Source organism: Streptomyces sp. NPDC021019 (genome assembly GCF_044333295.1).
Taxonomy (GTDB): Bacteria; Actinomycetota; Actinomycetes; order Streptomycetales; family Streptomycetaceae; genus Streptomyces.
In genome coordinates this window covers 267,292-289,844 of record NZ_JBIRQR010000003.1, presented here as the reverse complement: position 1 = coordinate 289,844, position 22,553 = coordinate 267,292, and the positions used below count along the sequence as shown (strand labels likewise).

The 22,553-nt window shown below is 72.2% G+C and carries 22 protein-coding genes; 8 read left to right on the top strand and 14 right to left on the bottom strand.

All coding sequences use genetic code 11. The features are described 5' to 3' along the window. Positions 1–165: 165 nt before the first annotated feature. The 3 genes from ACH4RG_RS18740 to ACH4RG_RS18730 form a co-directional block, all read right to left on the bottom strand. Positions 166–1,065, bottom strand: coding sequence for an oxygenase MpaB family protein (locus tag ACH4RG_RS18740; protein WP_397917495.1), 900 nt, complete (start codon positions 1,063–1,065; stop codon positions 166–168). 121 nt (positions 1,066–1,186) lie between these two features. Then, complete coding sequence (locus ACH4RG_RS18735; protein ID WP_397917494.1) at positions 1,187–1,663, bottom strand: macro domain-containing protein; 477 nt, start codon at positions 1,661–1,663, stop codon at positions 1,187–1,189. Between the two features lie 184 nt (positions 1,664–1,847). Next, positions 1,848–2,021 carry a hypothetical protein gene (locus tag ACH4RG_RS18730; RefSeq protein ID WP_397917493.1) on the bottom strand — a complete coding sequence of 58 codons (174 nt, stop codon included), beginning with the start codon at positions 2,019–2,021 and terminating at the stop codon, positions 1,848–1,850. 288 nt (positions 2,022–2,309) lie between these two features. On the opposite strand from ACH4RG_RS18730, the gene ACH4RG_RS18725 reads away from it, so the two are divergent. Then, positions 2,310–3,041 (top strand): MerR family transcriptional regulator, encoded by a 732-nt coding sequence (locus ACH4RG_RS18725; protein WP_397917492.1) that lies wholly within the window; start codon positions 2,310–2,312, stop codon positions 3,039–3,041. Positions 3,042–3,065: 24 nt separating this feature from the next. On the opposite strand, the gene ACH4RG_RS18720 is transcribed toward ACH4RG_RS18725, so the two are convergent. The 4 genes from ACH4RG_RS18720 to ACH4RG_RS18705 all read right to left on the bottom strand — a co-directional run bounded on the left by ACH4RG_RS18720 (position 3,066) and on the right by ACH4RG_RS18705 (position 9,088). After that, positions 3,066–5,237 carry a 3-hydroxyacyl-CoA dehydrogenase NAD-binding domain-containing protein gene (locus ACH4RG_RS18720; protein ID WP_398539852.1) on the bottom strand — a complete coding sequence of 724 codons (2,172 nt, stop codon included), beginning with the start codon at positions 5,235–5,237 and terminating at the stop codon, positions 3,066–3,068. Positions 5,238–5,527: 290 nt separating this feature from the next. Next, positions 5,528–6,742 carry an acetyl-CoA C-acetyltransferase gene (locus ACH4RG_RS18715; protein ID WP_397917490.1) on the bottom strand — a complete coding sequence of 405 codons (1,215 nt, stop codon included), beginning with the start codon at positions 6,740–6,742 and terminating at the stop codon, positions 5,528–5,530. A 46-nt stretch (positions 6,743–6,788) separates the two neighbouring features. Beyond that, positions 6,789–7,931, bottom strand: a complete 1,143-nt coding sequence (locus ACH4RG_RS18710) for an acyl-CoA dehydrogenase family protein (RefSeq protein WP_397917489.1) — start codon at positions 7,929–7,931, stop codon at positions 6,789–6,791. An 8-nt stretch (positions 7,932–7,939) separates the two neighbouring features. Next, positions 7,940–9,088, bottom strand: a complete 1,149-nt coding sequence (locus tag ACH4RG_RS18705) for a CaiB/BaiF CoA transferase family protein (protein WP_397917488.1) — start codon at positions 9,086–9,088, stop codon at positions 7,940–7,942. Positions 9,089–9,294: 206 nt separating this feature from the next. On the opposite strand from ACH4RG_RS18705, the gene ACH4RG_RS18700 reads away from it, so the two are divergent. After that, positions 9,295–10,485, top strand: coding sequence for a saccharopine dehydrogenase family protein (locus tag ACH4RG_RS18700; protein ID WP_398539851.1), 1,191 nt, complete (start codon positions 9,295–9,297; stop codon positions 10,483–10,485). 29 nt (positions 10,486–10,514) lie between these two features. On the opposite strand, the gene mmpA is transcribed toward ACH4RG_RS18700, so the two are convergent. The 3 genes from mmpA to ACH4RG_RS18685 all read right to left on the bottom strand — a co-directional run bounded on the left by mmpA (position 10,515) and on the right by ACH4RG_RS18685 (position 11,942). Continuing rightward, a complete protein-coding gene (gene mmpA, locus ACH4RG_RS18695; RefSeq protein ID WP_361866785.1) occupies positions 10,515–10,658 on the bottom strand; it encodes a morphogenic membrane protein MmpA in 144 nt (47 codons plus the stop codon). 81 nt (positions 10,659–10,739) lie between these two features. Next, positions 10,740–11,177 carry a glutaredoxin domain-containing protein gene (locus tag ACH4RG_RS18690; RefSeq protein ID WP_397917486.1) on the bottom strand — a complete coding sequence of 146 codons (438 nt, stop codon included), beginning with the start codon at positions 11,175–11,177 and terminating at the stop codon, positions 10,740–10,742. A gap of 72 nt (positions 11,178–11,249) precedes the next feature. Then, entirely contained in the window at positions 11,250–11,942 is a 693-nt protein-coding gene (locus ACH4RG_RS18685) for an endonuclease V (RefSeq protein WP_397917485.1), read from the bottom strand. Between the two features lie 107 nt (positions 11,943–12,049). On the opposite strand from ACH4RG_RS18685, the gene ACH4RG_RS18680 reads away from it, so the two are divergent. Continuing rightward, positions 12,050–12,346, top strand: coding sequence for a YciI family protein (locus tag ACH4RG_RS18680; RefSeq protein WP_398540026.1), 297 nt, complete (start codon positions 12,050–12,052; stop codon positions 12,344–12,346). A 76-nt stretch (positions 12,347–12,422) separates the two neighbouring features. Then, positions 12,423–13,292 carry an alpha/beta fold hydrolase gene (locus ACH4RG_RS18675; RefSeq protein ID WP_397927126.1) on the top strand — a complete coding sequence of 290 codons (870 nt, stop codon included), beginning with the start codon at positions 12,423–12,425 and terminating at the stop codon, positions 13,290–13,292. A gap of 6 nt (positions 13,293–13,298) precedes the next feature. On the opposite strand, the gene ACH4RG_RS18670 is transcribed toward ACH4RG_RS18675, so the two are convergent. After that, the gene (locus tag ACH4RG_RS18670; protein WP_398539850.1) at positions 13,299–14,435 is read right to left on the bottom strand and encodes a WD40/YVTN/BNR-like repeat-containing protein; all 1,137 of its coding nucleotides are present in this window, start codon (positions 14,433–14,435) and stop codon (positions 13,299–13,301) included. Positions 14,436–14,641: 206 nt separating this feature from the next. On the opposite strand from ACH4RG_RS18670, the gene ACH4RG_RS18665 reads away from it, so the two are divergent. Together ACH4RG_RS18665 and ACH4RG_RS18660 are read left to right on the top strand one after the other, a co-directional pair. Further along, entirely contained in the window at positions 14,642–15,058 is a 417-nt protein-coding gene (locus ACH4RG_RS18665; protein ID WP_026290062.1) for an SsgA family sporulation/cell division regulator, read from the top strand. Positions 15,059–15,268: 210 nt separating this feature from the next. Next, entirely contained in the window at positions 15,269–16,900 is a 1,632-nt protein-coding gene (locus tag ACH4RG_RS18660; RefSeq protein ID WP_397917482.1) for an ABC-F family ATP-binding cassette domain-containing protein, read from the top strand. Between the two features lie 53 nt (positions 16,901–16,953). On the opposite strand, the gene ACH4RG_RS18655 is transcribed toward ACH4RG_RS18660, so the two are convergent. Next, positions 16,954–17,163 carry a hypothetical protein gene (locus ACH4RG_RS18655; RefSeq protein WP_397917481.1) on the bottom strand — a complete coding sequence of 70 codons (210 nt, stop codon included), beginning with the start codon at positions 17,161–17,163 and terminating at the stop codon, positions 16,954–16,956. A gap of 58 nt (positions 17,164–17,221) precedes the next feature. On the opposite strand from ACH4RG_RS18655, the gene ACH4RG_RS18650 reads away from it, so the two are divergent. Both ACH4RG_RS18650 and ACH4RG_RS18645 read left to right on the top strand, forming a co-directional pair. After that, the gene (locus tag ACH4RG_RS18650) at positions 17,222–19,597 is read left to right on the top strand and encodes an ATP-binding cassette domain-containing protein (protein ID WP_398539849.1); all 2,376 of its coding nucleotides are present in this window, start codon (positions 17,222–17,224) and stop codon (positions 19,595–19,597) included. A gap of 176 nt (positions 19,598–19,773) precedes the next feature. Next, on the top strand, positions 19,774–20,748 hold the full coding sequence (locus ACH4RG_RS18645; RefSeq protein WP_397917479.1) for an acyl-ACP desaturase: 975 nt from the start codon (positions 19,774–19,776) through the stop codon (positions 20,746–20,748). A 401-nt stretch (positions 20,749–21,149) separates the two neighbouring features. Here the strand turns inward: ACH4RG_RS18645 and ACH4RG_RS18640 are convergent, their stop codons facing one another. Both ACH4RG_RS18640 and ACH4RG_RS18635 read right to left on the bottom strand, forming a co-directional pair. Continuing rightward, positions 21,150–21,404: a WhiB family transcriptional regulator gene (locus ACH4RG_RS18640; RefSeq protein ID WP_397927121.1), complete on the bottom strand. Its 255-nt coding sequence runs from the start codon at positions 21,402–21,404 to the stop codon at positions 21,150–21,152. A gap of 140 nt (positions 21,405–21,544) precedes the next feature. Next, positions 21,545–22,339, bottom strand: a complete 795-nt coding sequence (locus ACH4RG_RS18635; RefSeq protein WP_397927120.1) for a VOC family protein — start codon at positions 22,337–22,339, stop codon at positions 21,545–21,547. Positions 22,340–22,553: the final 214 nt, after the last annotated feature.

The following is a 22,553-nucleotide window of genomic DNA, read 5'->3' as shown; positions in this document are numbered from 1 at the left end:
GTCCGCTACGACGGAACGGCGATCGTGTGACAGAGGCCCGGCAGGCCACCTCCTGCTCCGCCCCGCGCAGCACCTCATGACGACCGGTCGGAGGATGGGGCCGGCCGGGAGCACGCGGGGCACGACCACCGCTGACGTGCCCCGGGGCGTCGGAGCGGCGGGCGTTCAGCCGTTCCGACGCGCCTCGGCGGCGCGGGCGTCCTGTCCGGCCGTACGCGATGCGGCGCGGGCCGCTCGCGCCCGGGGCAGATAGCGCAGCCGCTCCGGGAGGACGGGGACGACGACCCGCAGCACCGCGCACATCCGGCGCAGCCGCTTCTCCTGGTTCGGGGTCCACGGCAGGCCGATGGCCATGCGGGCGTCGGGCGGCATGAGCCCGATGGTGACGAAGCGGCGGAAGCGGGCCAGCGGCGGCAGCAGCACCGGCCACAGCGCCCGCAGCAGCAGCCGGAGCGGCCACGGCCCCCGGTCCGGCGGCGGGACGGACTGGTCGGTGGCGACGAGTTCCCGGACGACGGCGGTCGCCTCGATCTCCCCCGCGAGCATCTTCCTCCAGTACGGCCAGAAGTCCTCGATGGTCCGGGGCATGTCCCGGTCGTGGATGCCCAGGATCCGGCCGACCTGGAGCCACTCCGCGTACAGGGCGCGCTCCTGGGCGGGACTCATGGGTCGGATCAGATACCGGGCCGCGTGCTGGTACACGGGGAAGCCGGTGGCGTGCACCCAGGCGTAGTTGGCGGGCGTCAGGGCGTGGTAGGGACGGCCGCGGGTGTCGGTCCCCTGGATGGTGCGGTGCAGCACCCGCAGCCTGCGGCCCTCGTCCGCGGCCTCCGCGCCGCCGTAGACCCAGAGCTGGAGCGAGCGCAGCGAGCGTTCACCGCGGCCCCAGGGGTCCGTACGGAAGACGGAGTGCTCGTCGACTCCGGCGCCGACGGCCGGGTGGGCGACCTGGAGGGTGAGAGCGGCGGGCAGCATCAGCAGGGCGCGGATGTCCCCGGACAGGCTCCAGAGCACCCCGCCGGGTGGGGGCGGCTCGGGGTGCTTCGCGTCGGTCGCGCTGCTCATCCGTGCTCCCGCGGTCCCGGCGGGCCTGCCGTGCGCTGCCCGTCCCCTGTTCCTCCATGATCCCTCGCCCTGGGGGGACCCCCCGGGGCGGGGTCGGGGACCGCCGACGGACCGGTCATGGTCATACGTGGTCGTACACCGTCACCGGCAGGCCGGCGGATATCAGGCGTCGCTCGATCAGCGGCTCGATCCTGGCCCACGTGCCGCCCGCGAGCCCGCAGCCGATCCGGGGCATATGGACCGATGCCCCCAGCTCGCCCGCCTTGAGGGCCACCGCGCCGAGCGCCGCGTCGATCGCCTCGTACCGCACGGGCACTCCCTTGCTACCGGTGCGCATGCCCCGCTGGCCGACCATGTTGGCCACCCAGAGGTAGGGCCCCACCCGCACGAACTGCGCCGCGCCGAGGGCGAAGTCGTTGCCCGCGCGCTCCCGGTGCCAGCGCCGGTAAGCGGCTTCGGGCTCCGGCCAGCGGCGGGAGAGAGCCAGGACGAAACCCTTGCCCCAGCCGCCGAGGTCGTTGCAGACGTGGACGATCAGCTTGACGCCCTTGCCCTGCGGCGCGGTGGCGTCCCCCCGTACGTAAGTGATCTCCGACATGACCTCACCGTACGGGCCGCCACTGACATTGATACTCGTAGCGGGTTCCGGTGGTCGTGGCTCTGCCACTGACTGACGCCCTGCTGGGCTGTCTTCGGGCTGTACCGTCCGGCTGCCGGGGCCCGTTCTCCATGGCTCCGGCCAGGTGGAACATGCCCTGATAGGAGCTTGGTCAGAAGCCCCCTCAATGTCCTGTCTGCCCCACCCGGCCGGCGTCATGGGGCGTACCGGCCGTCAGCAGCTCGACCAGCCGGATCATCCGGGCCGTGCGCGCACGCTGCCCGGCCTCGGTCTCGGCCTCACTCATCGCCGAGACGCGTCGCCCGACCTGCTCGGTCAGCGCGGGGAAGTCGCGCATGCCGTCTGCGTGCCGTTCGGGCCGGGCCGCATGCCCTCGAACAGGCTCTCCGGTCGGTTGGCGGCGTCCGTGGATCTGCCGTCCTTCGTGGAACAGCTCCCCCACCGGACCGGCCTTCCGGCCCTGGCCACGACGTCAGGAGCTGCCGCGGCGGCAACCTCGAGCCCGGAACGGCGGCGGCTCCCGGGCCGTGGGGTGGACGGGCCCGTCCCGGTGGCGGACACTTTCACAGTGTTGGTGAGACACCAGCACTGTCCGATACGCGGAACAGACCGGCGGGGAGCAGAGATGGCGACGGGGACCGACGAGCCGACGCTCACGGTGGACGAGCTGGCGGCGCGCGCCGGGGTCACCGTGCGCACCGTGCGGTTCTACAGCACCCGGGGCCTGCTGCCGCCCCCGGTCATCGGGGCCCGCCGGGTCGGACACTACGGGCCGGACCACCTCTCGCGGCTCGCGCTCATCGAGGAGCTCCAGCAGCAGGGCATGACGCTGGCGGCGATCGAACGCTATCTGGAACGGCTGCCGCCCGACCTGAGCGCCCACGATCTGGCGATCCACCGGGCGCTGGTCGCCTCCTGGGCGCCGGACCGGACCGAGGACTTCTCCCGGGCGGAGCTGGAGCGGCGGGCCGGGCGGGCGCTGTCGGAGGCGGATGTGGAGCGGCTGGCGGCGATGGGGGTGCTGGTCCGGCCGCGGGAGGACGACGGGGCCTACCGGGTGGATCTGGGGCTGCTGCGGCTCGGGGTGGAGCTGCTGGACGTACCGATCGCGCACGAGACGATCCTGGCGGCGCGGACCGTTCTGCTGGAGCACACCCGCTCGGCCGCCCAGCAGATGACCCGGCTGTTCCGGGACGAGGTGTGGAACCCCTATCGGGAGCGTGAGGGCGACCCGGAGCACGTGGCGGCGATGAAGTCGCTGTCAGCCGATATGCAACCGATCGTGGTGCAGGCTCTGGTGACGGCGTTTCAGCGATCGTTGAAGGAGGAGCTGCGGGCCGCGTTCACCGCCGAGTGACGGTGAACGCGGTGCGCGCGCGCCTCAGTCGTGGAAGGTCTCGCCCTTCTCCGCCTTCTCCAGCAGCAGCGCGGGCGGCAGGAAGCGGTCGCCGTAACGCTCGGCGAGTTCGCGGGCGCGGGCCACGAAGCCGGGCAGGCCGCCCTCGTACCCGTTGATGTACTGGAGGACGCCGCCGGTCCACGGCGGGAAGCCGATGCCCATGATGGAGCCGATGTTGGCGTCGGCGACGGAGATGAGGACGTTCTTCTCCAGGCAGCGGACGCTGTCCAGGGCCTCGGAGAAGAGCATCCGCTCCTTCATGTCCTCGAAGGGCACATCGGCGTCGGGCTTCCCGAAGTGCTCGCGCAGTCCGGGCCAGAGGCCGGCCCGCCCGCCGTTCTCGTCGTAGTCGTAGAAGCCCGCTCCCCCGCTGCGCCCCGGGCGGCCGAACTCGTCGACCATGCGGTCGATGACCTCGTCGGAGGGGTGGCCGGGCCAGCTGCCGCCGGACTCCTGGACCGCGCGCTTCGTCTCGTCGCGGATTTTGCGCGGCAGGGTCAGGGTCAGCTCGTCCATCAGGGAGAGCACCTTGGCCGGGTAGCCGGACTGGGCGGCGGCCTGCTCGATCGACGCGGGCTCGACGCCCTCGCCGACCATGGCGACGCCCTCGTTGATGAACTGGCCGATGACGCGTGAGGTGAAGAAGCCCCGGGAGTCGTTGACGACGATCGGCGTCTTCTTGATGCGTCGTACGAGGTCGAAGGCGCGGGCGAGCGCCTCGTCGCCGGTGCGCTCGCCCTTGATGATCTCGACGAGCGGCATCTTGTCGACGGGCGAGAAGAAGTGGAGTCCGATGAAGTCGACGGGGCGCGAGACGCCATCGGCGAGAACCGTGATCGGAAGGGTGGAGGTGTTGGAGCAGAGCAGCGCGTCCGGCTCGATGACGTCCTGGATCTCCTGGAACACCTTGTGCTTGAGGGCGGTGTCCTCGAAGACGGCCTCGACCACCGCGTCGCAGCCCGCGAGGTCGGCCGCGTCGCCGGTGGGGGTGATCCGGGCCAGCAGCTCGTCGCGCTTCGCCTCGGTCGTACGGCCCCGGGAGAGCGCCTTGGCGAGCAGCTTCTCGCTGTACGCCTTGCCCTTGGCGGCCGCCTCGGTGGAGACGTCCTTGAGGACCACCTCGATCCCGGCCCTGGCGCAGGAGTACGCGATGCCCGCGCCCATCATCCCGGCGCCGAGGACGGCGACCTTGCGGACGGGTCGCTCGGGGATGCCCTTGGGGCGGTTGGCACCGGAGTTGACGGCCTGGAGGTCGAAGAAGAACGCCTGGATCATGTTCTTGGAGACCTGGCCGGTGACCAGCTCGGTGAAGTACCGGGCCTCGATGGTCAGGGCGGTCTCGAAGTCGACCTGGGAGCCCTCGACGGCCGCAGCCAGGATGTTGCGCGGCGCGGGCATCGGCGCGCCCGCGAGCTGCTTCCTCAGGTTGGCCGGGAAGGCGGGCAGGTTGGCGGCGAAGCGCGGGTTGGACGGGGTGCCGCCGGGGATCTTGTATCCCTTGACGTCCCAGGGCTGCTGGGACTCGGGGTGGGCGTCGATGAAGGCGCGGGCCTTCTCGTCCATCTCCTCGCGGGTGGCGGCCACTTCGTGGACGAGCCCGTTCTCCAGGGCGCGCGCCGGCGTGTACTGGGTGCCCTGGAGCAGCACCTTGAGCAGGGCGTCGGCGATGCCCATGAGGCGTACGGTCCGGGTGACGCCGCCGCCCGCCGGAAGCAGGCCGAGGGTGACCTCGGGCAGGCCGATGCGGGAGCCGGGGGTGTCGAGGGCGACGCGGTGGTGGCAGGCGAGCGCGATCTCGTAACCGCCGCCGAGGGCCGCGCCGTTGATGGCGGCGACGACGGGCTTGCCGAGGGTCTCGATGCGGCGGAGCGAGGCCTTGATGGCGTTGCCGGCGTCGAAGGCGTCCTGGGCGTTCTCCGGGCCGACCTTGACCATGTCCTTGAGGTCGCCGCCGGCGAAGAAGGTCTTCTTGGCGGAGGTGTAGATGATGCCGCGGATGGAGTCCTTCTCGGCCTCGGCGCGGTCGGCGACGGCCGCGATGGAGTCCTTGAAGGCCCGGTTCATCGTGTTGGCCGACTGGTTCGGGTCGTCGAGGACGAGGGTGACGACGCCGGTTTCGTCCTGTTCCCAGCGGATGGTCGTGCTCTTGGTCATGTCGTGTCTTCTCCGTAAGCGGGTGGGGCCGGCCAGGGCCTGTCGTCAATCTGCCGTCGTCGCCCGGAGGGCGGCCGCGCGGCGTCCGGTGCGTGCGATCGCAAGGCGCTGGAATGGTCTTGGCTGGGGTCCCCCGCTCGAACACAGTTGAGAGCGTGGGGAAGGGGCTGCCAGGGCATGCCGGCGAAGCCGGAGGGGTCCCTCCTTCATCGAGCGAAGCCGAGAGCTTGGGGGAAGTGCGAGCCGGGCGTCGCGCGGCAGGCGGCAGTTCGACGACAGACCCTGGAAGGTCAGACGCGTTCGACGACGGTGGCGACGCCCATGCCGCCGCCGACGCAGAGCGTGACCAGGCCGAACCGCTGGTCACGGCGCTCCAGTTCGTCGATGACGGTGCCGAGGATCATCGCACCGGTCGCGCCGAGGGGGTGGCCGAGCGCGATCGCGCCGCCGTTGACGTTGACCTTGTCCAGGGAGAGGCCCATGTCCTTGACGAAGCGCAGGACGACTCCGGCGAAGGCTTCGTTGATCTCGACGAGGTCGATGTCGTCGATGGTCAGCCCGGCCTTGGCGAGGGCCTTGCGGGTCGCGGGGGTGGGGCCGGTGAGCATGATGGTGGGCTCCGAGCCGGAGACGGCGGCGGAGACGATACGGGCGCGCGGGGTCATGCCGTGGCGCTCGCCGACCTCCTTGGAGCCGATGGCGACGAGCGACGCGCCGTCCACGATGCCGGAGGCGTTGCCCGCGTGGTGGACGTGGTCGATCTTCTCGACCCAGTGGTACTTCTGGAGGGCCACCGCGTCGAAGCCGCCCATCTCGCCGATGCCCGCGAAGGACGGCTTGAGCGCGGCGAGGGAGTCGGCGGTGGTGCCGGGGCGCAGGTGTTCGTCGTGGTCGAGGACGAGGAGGCCGTTGCGGTCCTTGACGGGGACGACGGAGCGGGCGAAGCGGCCGTCCTTCCAGGCGGCGGCGGCACGTTCCTGGGAGAGCGCGGCGTACTCGTCGACGTCGCGGCGGCTGAATCCCCCGATGGTGGCGATGAGGTCGGCGCTGATTCCCTGAGGGACGAAGCCGGTCTCGAAGCTGGTCATCGGGTCCATGGCCCAGGCCCCGCCGTCGGAGCCCATCGGCACCCGGGACATCGACTCGACACCACCGGCGAGGACGAGGTCCTCCCAGCCGGAGCGGACCTTGGCGGCGGCCAGGTTGACCGCCTCCAGGCCCGAGGCACAGAAGCGGTTCTCCTGGACCCCGGCGACGGAGTCGGGCAGACCGGCCGCGATGGCGGCGGTACGGGCGATGTCGGAGCCCTGGTCGCCGAGCGGGCTGACCACGCCGAGGACGATGTCGTCGATGGCGGCCGGGTCGAGGTCCGGGAAGCGGTCCCGGATCTCGTGGATGAGGCCGACGACCAGGTCGATCGGCTTGGTCCCGTGCAGGGCGCCGTTGGCCTTGCCCCGGCCGCGCGGGGTGCGGATCGCGTCGTAGACGAATGCTTCGGTACTCAAGACAGCTGCCTTTCGAGGGTGGTTGTCGGCCCGGGTGAGGGGCGGCTCAGGCGAGCAGCGAACGGCCGATGATCTCCTTCATGATCTCGGTCGTGCCGCCGTAGATGGTCTGGACGCGGCCGTCGGTGAACGCCTTGGCCACCTGGTATTCGCTCATGTAGCCGTAGCCTCCGTGGAGTTGGAGGCAGCGGTCGGCGACGCGCTTCTGGAGTTCGGTGGCCCACCACTTGGCCATGGAGGCGTGGACGGCGTCCAGGACGCCGTCGGAGTGGTCGACGATGCACCGGTCGAGGAAGGTCCGGGTGACGGCGCACTCGGTGGCCATCTCGGCGATCTCGAAGCGGATGTGCTGGAGCTTGGAGAGCGGGCGTCCGAAGGCCTCGCGCTCCTTGACGTACCGGGTGGTGATCTCCAGCAGGTGTTCGGCGGCGGCGATCCCGGCGACGGCTATGCCCATGCGTTCCTGGGCCAGGTTGGTCATCAGGTGGACGAACGCGCCGTCGAGTTCGCCGAGGAGGTTCTCCTTGGGGACGCGGACGTCGTGGAAGAACAGTTCGGCGGTGTCCTGGGCCTTCTGGCCGATCTTGTCGAGGTTGCGGCCCCGCTCGAAGCCCTCCGCGCCGCGTTCGACGACGATCAGCGAGAGGCCCTTGGCCCCGCCGTCGGGGGTGGTCTTCGCGACGACGACGACCAGGTCGGCGAGGATGCCGTTGGAGATGAAGGTCTTGGAGCCGTTGAGCAGCCAGTGGTCGCCCTTGTCCTCGGCGGTGGTGCGGATGCCCTGGAGGTCGGAGCCCGCGCCGGGCTCGGTCATCGCGATCGCGGTGATGGTCTCGCCGGAGCAGAATCCATGGAGCCAGCGCCGCTTCTGCTCGTCGGTGGCCAGGCCGGTGAGGTAGGGACCGATGATGTCGTTGTGCAGGCCGATCGCGAGACCGGGGGCCCCGGCCCGGGTGAACTCCTCGGCGAGGACGGCGCTGTAGCGGAAGTCGTCGCTGCCGCCGCCTCCGTACTGCTCCGGGACGGCGAGGCCCAGCAGTCCCGCGCGTCCGGCGGCGAGCCAGGCGTCGCGGGAGACGATGCCGTCCTGCTCCCACTGCTCGTAGTACGGGAGGACCTCCTTGGCCAGGAAGGCCCGGACGGTCTCGCGGAAGGCGTCGTGCTCCTCGGTGAAGATCTGCCGTTGCACGGGGGCTCCTAGTGGGTGTCGGTCGAGTCGGCGGGCCGCAGCGCGGGGACGTCCCAGTCGGCGGCGACGGCGGCCGTGTCGGCGCCGGGCAGGGCGGGCCCGCCGCGTACGGAGACGGGGGTGGCCGAGAAGCGCGGGGCCGGGGCGGGCTGGGTGAGGCCGCTGTGCTCGACGAAGGTGGAGCGGGCGGCGAGGTGCGGGTGGTGCGGCGCCTCGGTGAGCGAGAGCACGGGGGCCACGCAGGCATCGGTGCCGTCGAAGACCTCGGTCCACTCGGCACGCGTACGGGTCAGGAAGCGCTCGGTGACGGCGGCGCGCAGCTCGTCCCAGCGGGCGAGGTCCCACCGGTCGGGGAAGGTGTCCGCGATGCCGAGGAGACCGGTGAACTCCGCGTAGAACTTCTCCTCCAGCGGGCCGACCGCCAGGTGGCCGCCGTCGGAGGTGGCGTAGGTGCCGTAGAAGGGGCAGCCGCCGTCGAGGAGGTTCGTGCCACGCCGGTCCTGCCAGCTCCCGGCGGCCAGCATGCCGTGGATCATCGTGGCGAGATGGGCCGCGCCGTCCACGATGGCGGCGTCGACGACCTGCCCCTCACCGTGGGCTCGGGCGTGCTGGAGGGCGGCGAGGACGCCGATGACGAGGTAGAGCGAGCCGCCCGCGTAGTCGCCGACCAGGTTGGCGGGGACCACGGGCGGCTCGTCCGGCTTGCCGATCATGGACAGGGTGCCGGTGAGGGCGAGGTAGGCGATGTCGTGTCCGGCGCGTTCGGCGAGCGGCCCGTCCTGGCCCCAGCCGGTCATCCGGCCGTAGACGAGCTTCGGGTTGCGGGCGAGGCAGACGTCGGGCCCGACGCCGAGGCGTTCGGCGACGCCGGGGCGGTAGCCCTCGACCAGGATGTCGGCGCGTTCGACGAGGGCCAGGACGTGGGCCCGCCCCTCGTCGCCCTTGAGGTCCAGAAGGACGGAGCGCTTGTTGCGGTTGGTGAGGTCGGACGCGGGATCGATGCCGAGCCCGGCGCCGCCGGGACGGTCCACGCGGACGACGTCGGCCCCGAGGTCCGCCAGCAGCATCGCGGCGAACGGTCCGGGTCCGATGCCCGCCAGCTCGACGACGCGGACACCGGTCAGCGGACCGTGCCCGGGCCTTGGAGCTTTCGCCATCTGTGACCCCCAGAGGTATGACACAACCGATGTAACATCAGCGATGTTAAGAACACGCCCCGTCCCGCACAACCCCTCGGGCCGAGCAAGCGCTTAGCTCTTTCCCTCGATCCTCCCGCATCCGGGCCGCCCGGCCGGACGCCACCACGTCGCTCTCCGCTAGCCTCTGCCTGCCACGTCGGCACCGGCTCGCAATGGAGGTACTCGTGAACAGGCAGAACGACGCGACACGCCCCTTGGACGTCGTCCTTTTCGGTGCCACCGGTTTCGTGGGGACGCTCACGGCCGAGTACCTGGCGGCCCACGCCCCCGCCGGCCTGCGCTGGGCGCTGGCAGGTCGCAGCCGGGCCAGGCTGGAGGGGCTGCGAGAGCGGCTCACCGCGATCGCACCCGGCTGCGCGGAACTGCCGCTGCTGGAGACCGACGCGGACGACGCGGAGGCCCTGGCCGAGCTGGCCGCCTCCACCCGGGTGGTGGCCACGACGGTGGGGCCGTACATCCGTTACGGCGAGAAGCTCGTCGCCGCGTGCGCGGAGGCCGGCACGGACTACGCGGACCTCACGGGCGAGGCGGAGTTCATCGACCGGACCTACCTGGAGCACGACGCACGGGCCCGTGAGACGGGGGCGCGTATCGTGCACGCCTGCGGTTTCGACTCCGTCCCCCACGACCTGGGGGCGTACTTCACCGTCCAGCAACTGCCCGAGGGCGTCCCCCTCACCGTCGACGGCTTCGTCCGTACCGACGCGGTGTTCTCCGGCGGGACGTTCGCCTCGGCGCTGACCGCGATGGGCCGGGGCCCACAGCTGCTGGCGGCCGCCCGGGAACGCCGACTGCACGAGCCGCGTCTGGTGGGCCGGCGGGTCCGCACCCCGGCGGGCCCCCCGCACTTCAGCGGGTCCGTCGGCACCTGGGCGCTGCCGCTGCCGACGGTGGACCCGACGATCGTGGGCCGCTCGGCGCGGTCCCTGGCACGGTACGGCCCCGACTTCCGCTACCGGCACTTCGCCTCGGTCAGGACCCTGCCGATGGCGCTCGGCGCCCCGCTGGCGATCGGCGCGCTGGTGGCCGCCGCGCAGGTGGAGGGCGCCCGGGAGTGGCTGATGGGGCGTTACGAGCCGGGGCGGGGGCCGGACGAGGAACGCCGCGAGCGGAGCTGGTTCACCGTCCGTTTCGTCGGCGAGGGCGGCGGGCGGCACGTCTTCACCGAGGTGGCGGGCGGCGACCCGGGCTACGGCGAGACGGCGAAGATCCTCGCCGAGTCGGCGGTGTGCCTGGCCCTGGACGAGCTGCCGGAGACCTCCGGGCAGGTGACCACGGCGGTGGCCATGGGCGACGCGCTCCTGGAGCGGCTGACCGCGGCGGGACTGCGGTTCCGGGTAGCGGCGGTGCGGTAGCGGACCCCCCGGGGGGCGTCCGGGGGTGTCTAGAAGATCCAGTCGGCCAGCGTGTAGAGCATCGCACCCAGCCAGACGAGCCCGACGGCACTGCCGAGGAGCATGCCGAGGGCCATGCGGCGCTGAGCGGGGTCGAAGGGCGCGGTGCGGACAGCTGCACGAGAGGCGTTCATGCGTTCTAGCCTGCCCAGCTGTGCTGATCTACGCCATCCGTGCGGGTACTCAGTTGCAGGACTGTTCCACGCCCGGGACCGTCACGCGGCGGGCGGCAGCTGTCCGCGTACCCACGACGGGTCCGGATTGGTGTGCGGCCGGTCCGCCACGAGGACGGTCGGCACGGTCTCGTCGCCGCCGTTGGCCGCCCGCACCTCGGCCGCTCCCGCCGGATCGCGCCAGATGTCGACCCAGTGCAGCCGGGAGGCGTCGCGGCCAAGCCGGAGGCGGAGCCGCAGACAGTACGTGCAGCCCGGACGCCAGTAGACGACCGGGCGGCCGTCGACGGCGCTGCGCCGCCGGGCCTCGGCGGCGGGGACCGGCCTGGGGAAGACCAGGGGCGAGGTCGCCCCGGCGAACAGCAGGAACAGCACGAGAAGTGCGGCCGCCAGGACGGGGTCGCCGCTGCGGGCGGGCCCCGTCGCGACGGCGGCACCGCTGAGCACCAAGAGGACCGGCAGCATCCACACACGCGTCATGACGACGCACGCTATCCCCACGCGGCCCCGCCCATCGAGGCGGGCCGCCCGCCCGGGGCCGCGGGGCCCGCGTCAGGCGGTCGCTTCCCGCAGGGTCTGCCGGCACAGGGCGTCCGCCCGACGGGTGCTCTCCGGCTGGCGGAACCGGCCGGCGAGGCGGAGCGTGTGGGCGCAGGCGTTGTCGAGGCTGATGCGGTGGCCCACCGAGACGAACACCGGGTTGGTGTTCTCCTGGGTGCGCAGCGCCCGGCCGACCACCTCTTCGCCGTCCAGCAGCGGCGAGAAGTCGCCGCGCAGGGGGCCGGGGGCCTCGTACGTGAACGTGAACGGGTTCTTGCCGACGCCGATCACCGGCAGGCCGGTCAGCACGCCCAGGTGACTGGCGAGTCCGAAGCGGCGCGGGTGTGCCAGACCGTAGCCGTCGCAGATGACGAGGCCCGGGTCGACGCTCAGCCCCTCCAGGGCCTCCAGCGCCGTCGGGATCTCCCGGAAGGCCAGCAGTCCGGGGACGTACGGGAAGGTGATCCGGCCGACGGCGGTCGCCTCGTCGATCGTCTCCAGGGTCACGGCGTCCAGCACCACGGCCGCCGCGACGACGACGTCCTTCACGTCGTCGTAGGCCACGTCCACCCCGGTGACCAGCCCCGTTCCGGGCTCCGGCCCCGTCTCGTCCAGGATCACCCGGCCACGCAGCCGGTCCTGGATCGCCCGGCCCTCGGCTTCGTCGGCGGGGGTCTCGTGGGCGGGGGTGGGGGAGGTCGTCATGTCCGGAAGCTTATGCGGTGACGGGCCCCGGCCCGTTACGCGGTGTCCGCCGGCCGCCCGTCGCGGGACCTCGGGACCAGCGGCCCGGATCCCGTAGCCCGATGATCATGTTCGTCCTCGAATTGACCTACTCGGCTCCGGTCGAACGCGTCGACGCCCTGATGCGGGAGCACATCGCCTGGCTCGACGGGCAGTACGCGGCGGGCGTCTTCATCGCCTCGGGCCGCAAGAACCCCCGGGACGGCGGAGTGATCCCGGCCGTCGGGGAGGACCGGGCGGAGATCGAGAGGATCGCGGCGGGCGACCCGTTCGCCGAGCACGGTGTGTGCGCGTACCGGATCACCGAGTTCATCGCCACCAGGACGGCGCCCGGACTCGCCCCGTACCAGCAGCCGTTGCGGTAGTGGACGGGCGGGCCCCGCCCACTCCCGATCCCGACGCGGCCGATGAGTTTCCGGGGCGGGGACGGTCTGCACGGGTATGGAGACGTACACACTCGAAACAGCCGGCGCCGACCTCGTCCACGACGTTCGCGGGCCCCTGCCGACCGCTGACGGACGCCCGCCGTTGTTCATGATCGGGCAGCCCATGGACGCCACCGGATTCGTCGCGCTCGCGGCACGGTTCCCCGGGCGGACCGTGGTGACCTACGACCCCCGGGGGCTCGGCCGCAGCATCCGCAAGGACGGGCGGACCGACCACACGCCCGAGACCCAGGCCGACGACGTGCACGCCGTCATCGAGGCGCTCGGGGCCGGGCCGGTCGAGATGTTCGCCAGCAGCGGCGGAGCGGTCACCGCTCTCGCCCTCGTGGCGCGCCACCCCGGTGATGTGACCACCCTCGTCGCGCACGAGCCGCCGCTCATCACGCTCACCCCGGACGGCGCGGCGGCCGTCCGGGCGCGGGCCGGGGTCCGGGACGCCTACGAGAAGCGGGGGTGGGGGGCCGGGATGGCCGCGTTCGTGGCGATGACCTCGTGGGAGGGCGCGTTCACGGACGCGTACTTCGCCCAGCCGGCGCCCGATCCCGCCGCGTTCGGCATGCCCGCCGAGGACGACGGCTCGCGCGGCGACCCGCTGCTGTCCGACCGGTCGTGGGCGATCAGCGACTACCGGCCGGACGCCGACGCCCTCGCCGCGGCCGCCACCCGCGTGGTGATCGCCGTGGGCGAGGAGTCGCGGAGCGTCCAGACGGGGCGGACGTCCGCCGCGACGGCCGAACTGCTCGGGCAGCGGGTGTCCGTCTTCCCGAGCCATCACGGCGGCTTCCTCGACGGGGAGTTCGGCTATCCGGGGAAGCCGGACGAGTTCGGGCAGCGGCTGCGGGAGGTGCTCGACGGCGCCTCGTAGCGCCGTTCAGAACCCCAGCCGGGCCACTCGCCCCTTCTCGCCCGCCGCCCAGCAGCCCAGGTCGGGCGTGCAGTCGACGGTGTCGTACGAACCGGAGTCGACCGTCCGCCAGGTGCGTCCGCCGTCCAGGCTGAGGTCGGTGCCCGTCGGGCCGACGGCCAGGGCGGCGGAGCGGCTGTGGGGCAGCCAGGTGACGCCGGAGCGGTAGGCGGGCGGCGGGGTGGCGGACGCCCGCCAGTTCCGGCCGCCGTCCCCGGTGACGGCGGCGGCTTTCGGGGAGGCCTGGTCGGGGCGGTAGTCCCCGCCGACGGCGATGCCGTGCCCCCGGTCGCGGAAGGCGACCGCGAAGACCCCGCGGGCCGGGTCGCCCGCCGGGATGGTCGACGCGCTCGCCGTCCAGGTCAGGCCCCGGTCCCGGGAGTGCAGGACCCGGGCGGTCGCCGCTCCCCCGGTGGTCAGCCAGACGTCCTTGGGGCCGGAGCTGACCAGGCACTGGCCGCTCGCCGCGAAGCCCGCCTCGCCCGGCTGGGCGGCGGGCATCCCGGCGTCGGGCAGGACCCGCCAGGAACGGCCGCCGTCCGCCGTGGACAGGACCCGGAACTTTCCGTCCACCGGGTCGCCCGCCGCGAGTCCGTGCCGACTGTCGAAGAACGTCAGGCAGTTGAAGAAGGCGCGGGGGTCGGTGTTGCGGAAGGACTCGGTCCAGGTGGCCCCGCCGTCGTCGGTGCGCAGCACCCGGGAGGCCTCGCCCTCGCCGATGGCCAGGGCGACGGCCCGGCGGCCGTCGAACGCCTCGATGTCCCGCAGCTCCAGCTCGGCGGCGCCCGGCGGTGACACGTCGCGCCAGGTGCGGCCGCCGTCGCCGGTGCGCAGGACCGTGCCCTTCGAGCCGGCGACCCAGGCGGTGGTGCGGCTGACCGCGGCGAGCCCCCGGAAGCGTGCGTCGGCGGCGGTCTCGGTGAGCTGCCAGCCGGGCAGAGGCCCGCGGGCGCTCGCCTCCCGGGACGCGGCCGTCCCGCCCGGCGTCCCGGCCGGGCCTTCCGTCGGCGCCGCGTGTGCGCCCGGTGCGACCAGTGCGGCGGCCAGGGCCGCGCCGCCGGTCACCAGTGCCATCAGCCGTCTCGTGTTCCCCATGGCCTTCATGGCGCTGGAAGCTAGCCGACGGGTTCCGACCCGTCCAGGGTGCGTCGCCGCCGAGCGGGCAGGAGAGCGGGGTGCGCCAAGTCCGGGCGGGACCGCCGGGAGCCGGTGACGCAGCTCACGCCGCGCGCCGGTGCACGAAACCAGGAGTTCCGTCGTCTACTCCAATGCCGGGAACCGTTCATCCGGCCGTGCGAGAGGGAGCAGGTTTGTCCAGCGTTATCGAGCAGTCCGTGCAGGCCCGCATGGTCGCGTCCGCACCGCGGATGGAGACCCTGCCCGCCACTCTTCAGTACGACCGCCAGTACCCGTTCGCCGTACGCATGGCGTTCCCGGCCCCGGCGACCCTGGAAGGCACCGAGGTGTCCTGGGAGTTCTCCCGCGAGCTGCTGACCACCGGGGTGGACTCCCCCGCCGGGCAGGGAGACGTACGCGTACGGCCGTTCGGGTACGAGCGGACCGTGCTGGAGTTCCACGCCCCCGAGGGCATCGCCATGGTCCATGTGCGCACCGAGGAGCTGCGGCGTTTCCTCCAGCGGGCGCAGGAGCTCGTGCCGATGGGCGACGAGCACCGGTATCTCGACCTGGACCGGGGTCTGACCGATCTGCTCGGCGGTCCGCGCTGACCTGGTAAATCCGGTTGCCGGGCCCGCGCCCCCGGCCCTACCTTCGTGACGGTTCCTGTTGTCGTCGATCGGAGTGGGACGTTGCTGATCTGAGGTCCTGTGCACACCGTGCAGCGCCCGCCGCGCCTTGCCGCGGCCCGGAGCGCCCGTGTGCGATCTCAGCTTCCGCCGACCGTCCCTGTCGTTCCCGACGCACAACGGGAGATCCGTATGTCTACCACCGACACCCACATCAGCTGTACCTCCCTCGCCTTCTCCTGGCCCGACGGCAGCGAGGTCTTCACCGGTCTCGATCTGGCCGTGGGGCCGGGCCGGACCGGTCTCATCGGCCTCAACGGCTGCGGCAAATCGACTCTGTTGCGTCTGATCGCCGGTGACCTCGCCCCGCGGTCCGGTGTGATCAGGACCCGTGGCGAACTGGGCTACCTTCCCCAGAACCTGATCCTGGACACCGCGCTGCGGGTCGACGAGGTGCTCGGCGTCGCCGACCGGCGCACCGCGCTCGACGCGGTCGAGTCGGGCGACGTCCGGCCCGAGCACTTCGCGGTGATCGGCGACGACTGGGACATCGAGGAACGCTCCCTCGCCACCCTGGACGGGCTCGGCCTCGGCCACATCGGGCTCGACCGCGCCATCGGGGAGATGTCCGGCGGCGAGTGCGTCCTGCTGCGGCTTGCCGCGCTGCTGCTGGAGCGGCCCGGGGTGCTGTTGCTGGACGAGCCGACGAACAACCTGGACGTGTACGCCCGGCGGCGGCTCCACGACGCGGTCGACGCCTGGACCGGTGCGCTGCTCGTCGTCAGCCACGACCGGGAGTTGCTGGAACGGGTGGACCGGATCGCGGATCTGCGCGAGGGTTCGGTCACCTGGTACGGCGGGAACCTGTCGGCGTACGAGGAGGCGCTCGCCGTCGAGCAGGAGGCGGCGCGGCGCATGGTGCGCGTCGCCGAGTCGGACGTACAGCGTCAGAAGCGTGAACTGTCCGACGCCCACATGAAGTTGGCCCGGCGCAAGCGCTACGGGCAGAAGATGTGGGACAGCAAGCGCGAGCCCAAGGTCGTCATGGGGCAGCGCAAGCGCTTCGCGCAGGAGTCGGCCGGCAGACACCGCATCCTGCACACGGAGCGGCTGGCCGCGGCCAGGGAGCGTCTCGACGAGGCGGAGCAGGCGGTGCGGGAGGACGAGGAGATCCGGGTCGAGCTGCCGGGGACCCGGGTCCATCCGGGCAGCGAGGTGCTGCTGCTGCGCGATGCGGTGCCGCCCTACGGCCCGCCGTTGCGGGGCGCGTTGATGGTGCGGGGTCCCGAGCGGATCGCGCTGACCGGCCGCAACGGGGCGGGCAAGACCACACTGCTCCGGCTGATCGCGGGGCAGCTGACGCCGGTCTCGGGAGAGGCGACCCCCTTGGTCGCGACCGGGTTCCTGCCGCAACGGCTGGACGTGCTGGACGACGCGTCGTCGGTGGTGCGGAACGTGGCGCGGTCGGCTCCCGACCGCACGGACAACGCCGTACGGGCGCGGCTGGCCCGTTTCCTGTTCAAGGGGGCGGCGGCGGACCGCCCGGCGGGGACCCTTTCGGGCGGGGAGAGGTTCCGGGCGACGCTGGCGATGCTGCTCCTGGCCGACCCGGCGCCCCGGCTGCTGCTGCTCGACGAGCCGACGAACAGCCTCGATCTGGCGAGCGTACGACGGTTGACCGAGGCCCTGGGGGCCTACGAGGGGGCGTTGATCGTGGCGAGCCACGACGTGCCGTTCCTGGAGTCGATCGGGATCACCCGCTGGCTCCGGCTCGACGGCGGACTGTCGGACACGACAGCCCGGGCGGTGCGCGAGGGCGGCTGAGACCGGCCGGGCGGCCGGTGGAACCGCGGCACGGATCCGGGTGGCGCGGGCGGCTACCGGTCCGGGCTCCGGCGGATCGCGTCGGCGAGCGCGCGCGGGCTCCGCAGGAAGCGGTCCCGGTCGAGGTCCGCCAGTCGCCCCGGCCAGACCTTCTCGCCCCGCTGGATCTCGTCCCTCACCGCGTCCCGGAGCCGGCGGCCCTCGGGGGTCGGGGAGAGCAGTCGGGCCCGGCGGTGCCCGGGCTGGGCGTGGACGGGTGACATCGGATCTCCCGGGAAAAGGGGACAGAAGCTGTCGGGTATCCCGCCTAGCGTCGCGCTCATGGATCACTTCCCCGAGCACGACGCGGAGCCGCACACCCCCGGCTCCGCGCACCGCGACATCGTCATCACCGGCGCGCGCGAGAACAACCTGCGCGACGTCTCCCTCCGGATCCCCAAGGGCCGCATCACCGTCTTCACCGGGGTGTCCGGTTCGGGCAAGTCGTCGGTCGTCTTCGACACGATCGCCGTGGAGTCGCAGCGGCAGCTCAACGAGACCTTCACCTCGTTCCTCCGCAACCGGCTGCCGAAGTACGAGCGCCCGCACGTCGAGTCCGTCGAGGACCTGTCGGTGGCCATCGTGATCGACCAGAAGCCGCTGGGCGGCAACGTCCGCTCCACGGTCGGCACCGCGACCGACATCTGGTCGGTGATCCGGGTGCTGTTCTCCCGCTGCGGGACCCCGAGCGCGGGCGGCGCGACCGTGTACTCGTTCAACGACCCCAGCGGGATGTGCCCGGAGTGCGACGGGGTGGGGCGCACGGTCCAGCTGGATCTCGACCGGGCGATCGACTGGTCGAAGTCGCTGAACGAGGGGGCACTGCTGCTGCCCGGCCTGACGGTGGGCAGCTGGGAGTGGAATCTGTACGGGGGCTCGGGGCGGTTCGACAACGATCTGCCCCTGTCCGCGTTCGGCGAGGAGGAACGGCGGACCCTGCTGCACGGTTCGGGGTTCACCGTCCGCCTCGACATGCGGACCGGCGCGGCCGACATGCGGTTCGAGGGGGTCGTGACGCGCTTCGAGCGCCTCTACCTCAAGCGCGACACCGCCTCGCTGTCCGAGAAGCGGCGCGAGGCGGCCGCCCGGTTCACCGTGGAGCGGGTGTGCGGGGCCTGCGGCGGGGCACGGTTGAACGCGGCGGCGCTCGCCACCCGGATCGACGGCTTCTCGCCCGCCGACTACGGGCGGATGGAGGTCTCCGAACTCGTCGGCGTCCTGGAGCGGGTCGTCGATCCGGTGGGCGGGCCCATCGCCGCCGCGGCCAGGGAACGGCTGGAGCGGCTGGTCGGCATCGGGCTCGGGTATCTGAGCCTGGACCGGGAGACCACCACCCTGTCGGGGGGCGAGGGACAGCGGCTCAAGATGGTGCGGCACCTGGGCAGCTCGCTCACCGGGCTGACGTTCGTCTTCGACGAGCCCAGCGTCGGCCTGCATCCGCGCGACGTCGGGCGGCTGGGCGATCTGCTGGTGCGGCTGCGCGACAAGGGCAACACGGTGCTGGTCGTCGAGCACGACCCGGATGTGATGGCCGTCGCCGACCACATCGTCGACATGGGGCCGCGGGCCGGGGCGGACGGCGGACACATCGTCTTCGAGGGGAGCTTCGAGCGGCTGCGCGAAGCCGACACGCTCACCGGCCGTTCGTTGCGCGGCCGCACCCCGCTCAAGGAGACCGTCCGCTCCCCCACCGGCCGGCTCCCGGTGTACGGGGCCGACCTGCACAACCTCAAGGGGCTGGACGTGTCGTTCCCCACCGGGGTGCTGACCGCGGTCACGGGAGTGGCGGGATCCGGCAAGTCGACCCTGGTGTCGCGGGTGTTCACCGAGGCTTACCCGGAGGCGGTGGTGATCGACCAGAGCGCGATCACGGCCTCGTCGCGCTCCACCCCCGCCTCGTACATCGGTGCGCTGGACGCCATCCGCAAGGTGTTCGCCCGGGAGAACGGCGTGGACGCGGGGCTGTTCAGCTTCAACTCCGCCGGGGCCTGCGCGGGTTGCTCGGGCCGGGGAGAGATCTCGACCGATCTGGCGTTCATGGACCCGGTCACCACGACCTGCCCGGAGTGCGAGGGCCGCCGGTTCCACGACGATGTGCTGAAGCACCGGGTCGGCGGCCGGTCGATCGTGGACGTCCTGGCCATGACGGCGGCGCGGGCGGCCGGGCTGTTCGAGGACCCGGTGCTGCTGCGGAAGCTGCGCACCCTCGACGCCGTCGGCCTCACCTACCTCACCCTGGGGCAGCCGCTCTCCTCCCTGTCGGGCGGTGAGCGTCAGCGGATCAAGCTCGCCACCCAGCTGCACCGCAAGTCCAGCGTGTACGTGCTGGACGAGCCGACGACCGGGCTGCATCTGGCGGACACGGGCACGCTGGTGGATCTGCTGGACCGGTTGGTCGACGCGGGGAACACGGTGATCTGCGTGGAGCACAACCTGGATGTGGTCAAGCGGGCGGACTGGGTGATCGACCTCGGTCCGGACGGCGGCAAGGGCGGCGGGGAGCTGGTCTTCGAGGGGACGCCCGCCGATCTGCTCGCTCATCCGACGTCCGTCACCGGCCGCTACCTGCGGCGGGACCCGGGGGTGGCACCACGCCCGGGCGCCGGGGAGGAGCGGCTGCGGAACCCGGGAGTGGAGCAACCCATTCCGGAATGGTGAAACAGGGCCCGGACGGGCCGCTGGAGGGCTCCAGCACACCCTTTCACCGGGCCGGATGACTCCGTGTGTCCGGTCGCTCCCGGGGGCGGGCTTGGCTTTGGCCTTACCGTCGCCTTAACCTACGGTCACGTAACCTACGAAGCCGTAGGTAATTCTCCCGTCCCCAGGAGCTCCCCGTGACGATCGCCTCTCCCCACCTCGGCAGTTCGAAGGCGTGGACCGACGCCCAACTGCTGTACGCGCTGGAAGAGGTGGTGGAGAAGGAACTCAACCGCCATCTCAAGGTCGCCAAGGACTGGATGCCCCACGAGTACGTCCCCTTCTCCGACGGCCGGAACTTCCCCGGCGTCTTCGAGGACGGCGAGGCGTGGGCGGCCGACCAGTCGAAGGTCACCGACATCGGCAAGATCGCCCTCGTGGTGAACCTCCTCACCGAGGACAACCTCCCCAGCTACCACCACGAGATCGCCTCCCTCTTCGGCCGCGACGGCGCCTGGGGTACCTGGGTGCACCGCTGGACCGCCGAGGAGGGCCGCCACGGCATCGTGATGCGCGACTATCTGCTCACCTCGCGCGCCGTGGACCCGGACAAGCTGGAGCAGTTCCGCATGGCGCACATGGCGGAGGGCTTCGAGTCGGACAACCGGCACTCGATGCTGCACTCCGTCGCGTACGTCGCCTTCCAGGAGCTGGCCACCCGCGTCTCGCACCGCAACACCGGCCACCAGTCCGGCGACCCGGTCTGCGACCGGATGCTGGCCCGGATCGCGACCGACGAGAACCTCCACATGGTCTTCTACCGCAATCTGCTGGGCGCCGCCTTCGAGCTGGCCCCGGACCTGACCATGCAGGCCGTGCGCGACGTCGTCGTCGACTTCCGGATGCCCGGACACGGCATGCCCGGCTTCGAGCGGGCCGCCGCGCAGATGGCGATCGGCGAGATCTACAACATGCGCATCCACCACGATGACGTGATCCAGCCGGTGCTGCGCTTCCTGAAGGTGATGGACATCGACGGGCTCGGCCCGGAGGGTGCGAAGGCCCAGGAGGAGCTCGGTCTGTACATGAGCGGGCTGGACAGCGAGGCGTCAAAGTTCGACGAGAAGCTCGCCGCCCGCAAGGCCCGTATGGTGGCGCGCGGCCGCGCCTGATCCCCGCCCCCGGCCGATGCCCCGATCAGGGCCCAGGCCTCGCTCCTCGGCAGTGGCCTCGGCGTGGGCCGCGTCACGTACGTCGCCCGATGCGTGCCGGCGCAGCATCCGCAGCCGGGTGCGCCACGGACCCGTCCACCCGGTGCCCCGGCCGCACGCCACGGTCAGTCCGGCGGCGAGGATGCCTCGGCCGGATCCCCCGTCCCCGTCGGCCGTGCCACGACGAGCAGCAGCGGTTCCGGGTCGGCGGCCTCCGCTCCCCGCTGTCCGGCGACCCGCCTGCCGACCGTTCGCGCGGTCCCGACGGCGAGGGCGGGGCGGCCGGTGTGCAGGACGGCGAGCGCGACCAGCCTGGTGGGCAGCGTGTCCGGAGGCGCGGGTTCACGGTGTGGCCGGGGCGTTCAGCCCCGGCCGTGGCCTTCCCTGCGCAGCCGCTCGCGCTCCTTCTCCGACAGTCCGCCCCAGACGCCGAACCGCTCGTCGTTGGCGAGGGCGTACTCCAGGCAGGCCAGTCGGCCTTCGCAGGCGTTGCACAGCTGCTTGGCCTCGCGGGTCGAACTGCCCGGGGCCGGGAAGAAGAACTCGGGCCCGGCCTGCGCGCACAACGCGGACTCCTGCCAGGCGAGCGCGTCGTCGGTCACGGTGTTGATCAGCATGGTGCACACGGTGCCCGGTGGCGATAAACGGCTGATCAACGATTCATCAATGCGCTCCGCGGGCAGCCACGATGAATGCGCTGCGAGGGCGGCCACGGAGGACGCGCCGGAGCCGTCGGCGCCGCGGCCCCCGCCCGTGACTACTGCCTCGGCTCGGGCCTCATGACCGCGAGGACCGCCCCGTACGGATCGGCGATGTTGGCCATCTTGCCGACGCCGGGCACGTCCATGGCGGCCAGGGTCTCCGTGCCGCCGAGCCGCTTCGCCGTCGCCACCGTGGCGTCGACGTCGGCCACGGCGAAGTACGGCAGCCAGTGCGGGCCGCGTGCGGCCTCGGACGGAACGTCGCCCATCCGGACCAGGCCGCCGAACGACGCGTCCGGGCCGGCGCCGGCCGGGTGGACGGTGGTGTAGGTGTAGTCGGTGCCCTCCACCTTCAACTGGTCGGTCCCCCAGCCGAAGACCGTTTTGAAGAAGGCGGTCGCCGCCGGGACGTCGGAGGTGTACAGCTCGGCCCAGAGGAAGGAGCCGGGCTCCTGGACGACGCCGAAGCCGGCGTGCTCCTTCGGCTGCCAGGCGCCGAAGTACGCCCCGGCCGGGTCCGTGAAGCCGCCCATGCTGCCGAAGTCCAGGACGTCCATCGGCTCGAACGCGGCGGTGCCGCCCGCCCGCTCCACCGCCGCGGCGGTGGCGGCGATGTCGGGCGACTGGAAGGAGACCGACCAGGCGCTGGGCGATTCCTTCTCCGACACCGTCATCACGCCGCCGACGTAACGGCCGTCCAGGGTGAGCATTCCGTAGCCGCCGACCTCGGGGCCGCCGGGGACCAGGCCCCACCCGAACAGCTCCCGGTAGAAGGCGGTGGCCCCGTCGAGGTCGGGGGTGCCGAGATCGACCCAGTTGGGGGCTCCGTCGAGGAAGGTGGGGCTGATCATGGTGCGCTCCTCAGTCGGTCCGGGTGGTCTGGCTCGTTGGGTGCTGCCGGGTGGGTCCTCTCGTTCCGAGTCTCGCACCGGGCGCCGACGACCGCAGTCCACGCGGGTCCGACCGGGGTGCGATACACCGGCGGACCCGTGGGGCACGGCTGCGGACCGGTGGGAGCCGGGTCCGGCGGTGATCGCTGCTGTCATGCGGCTCAGAGTAGACAGC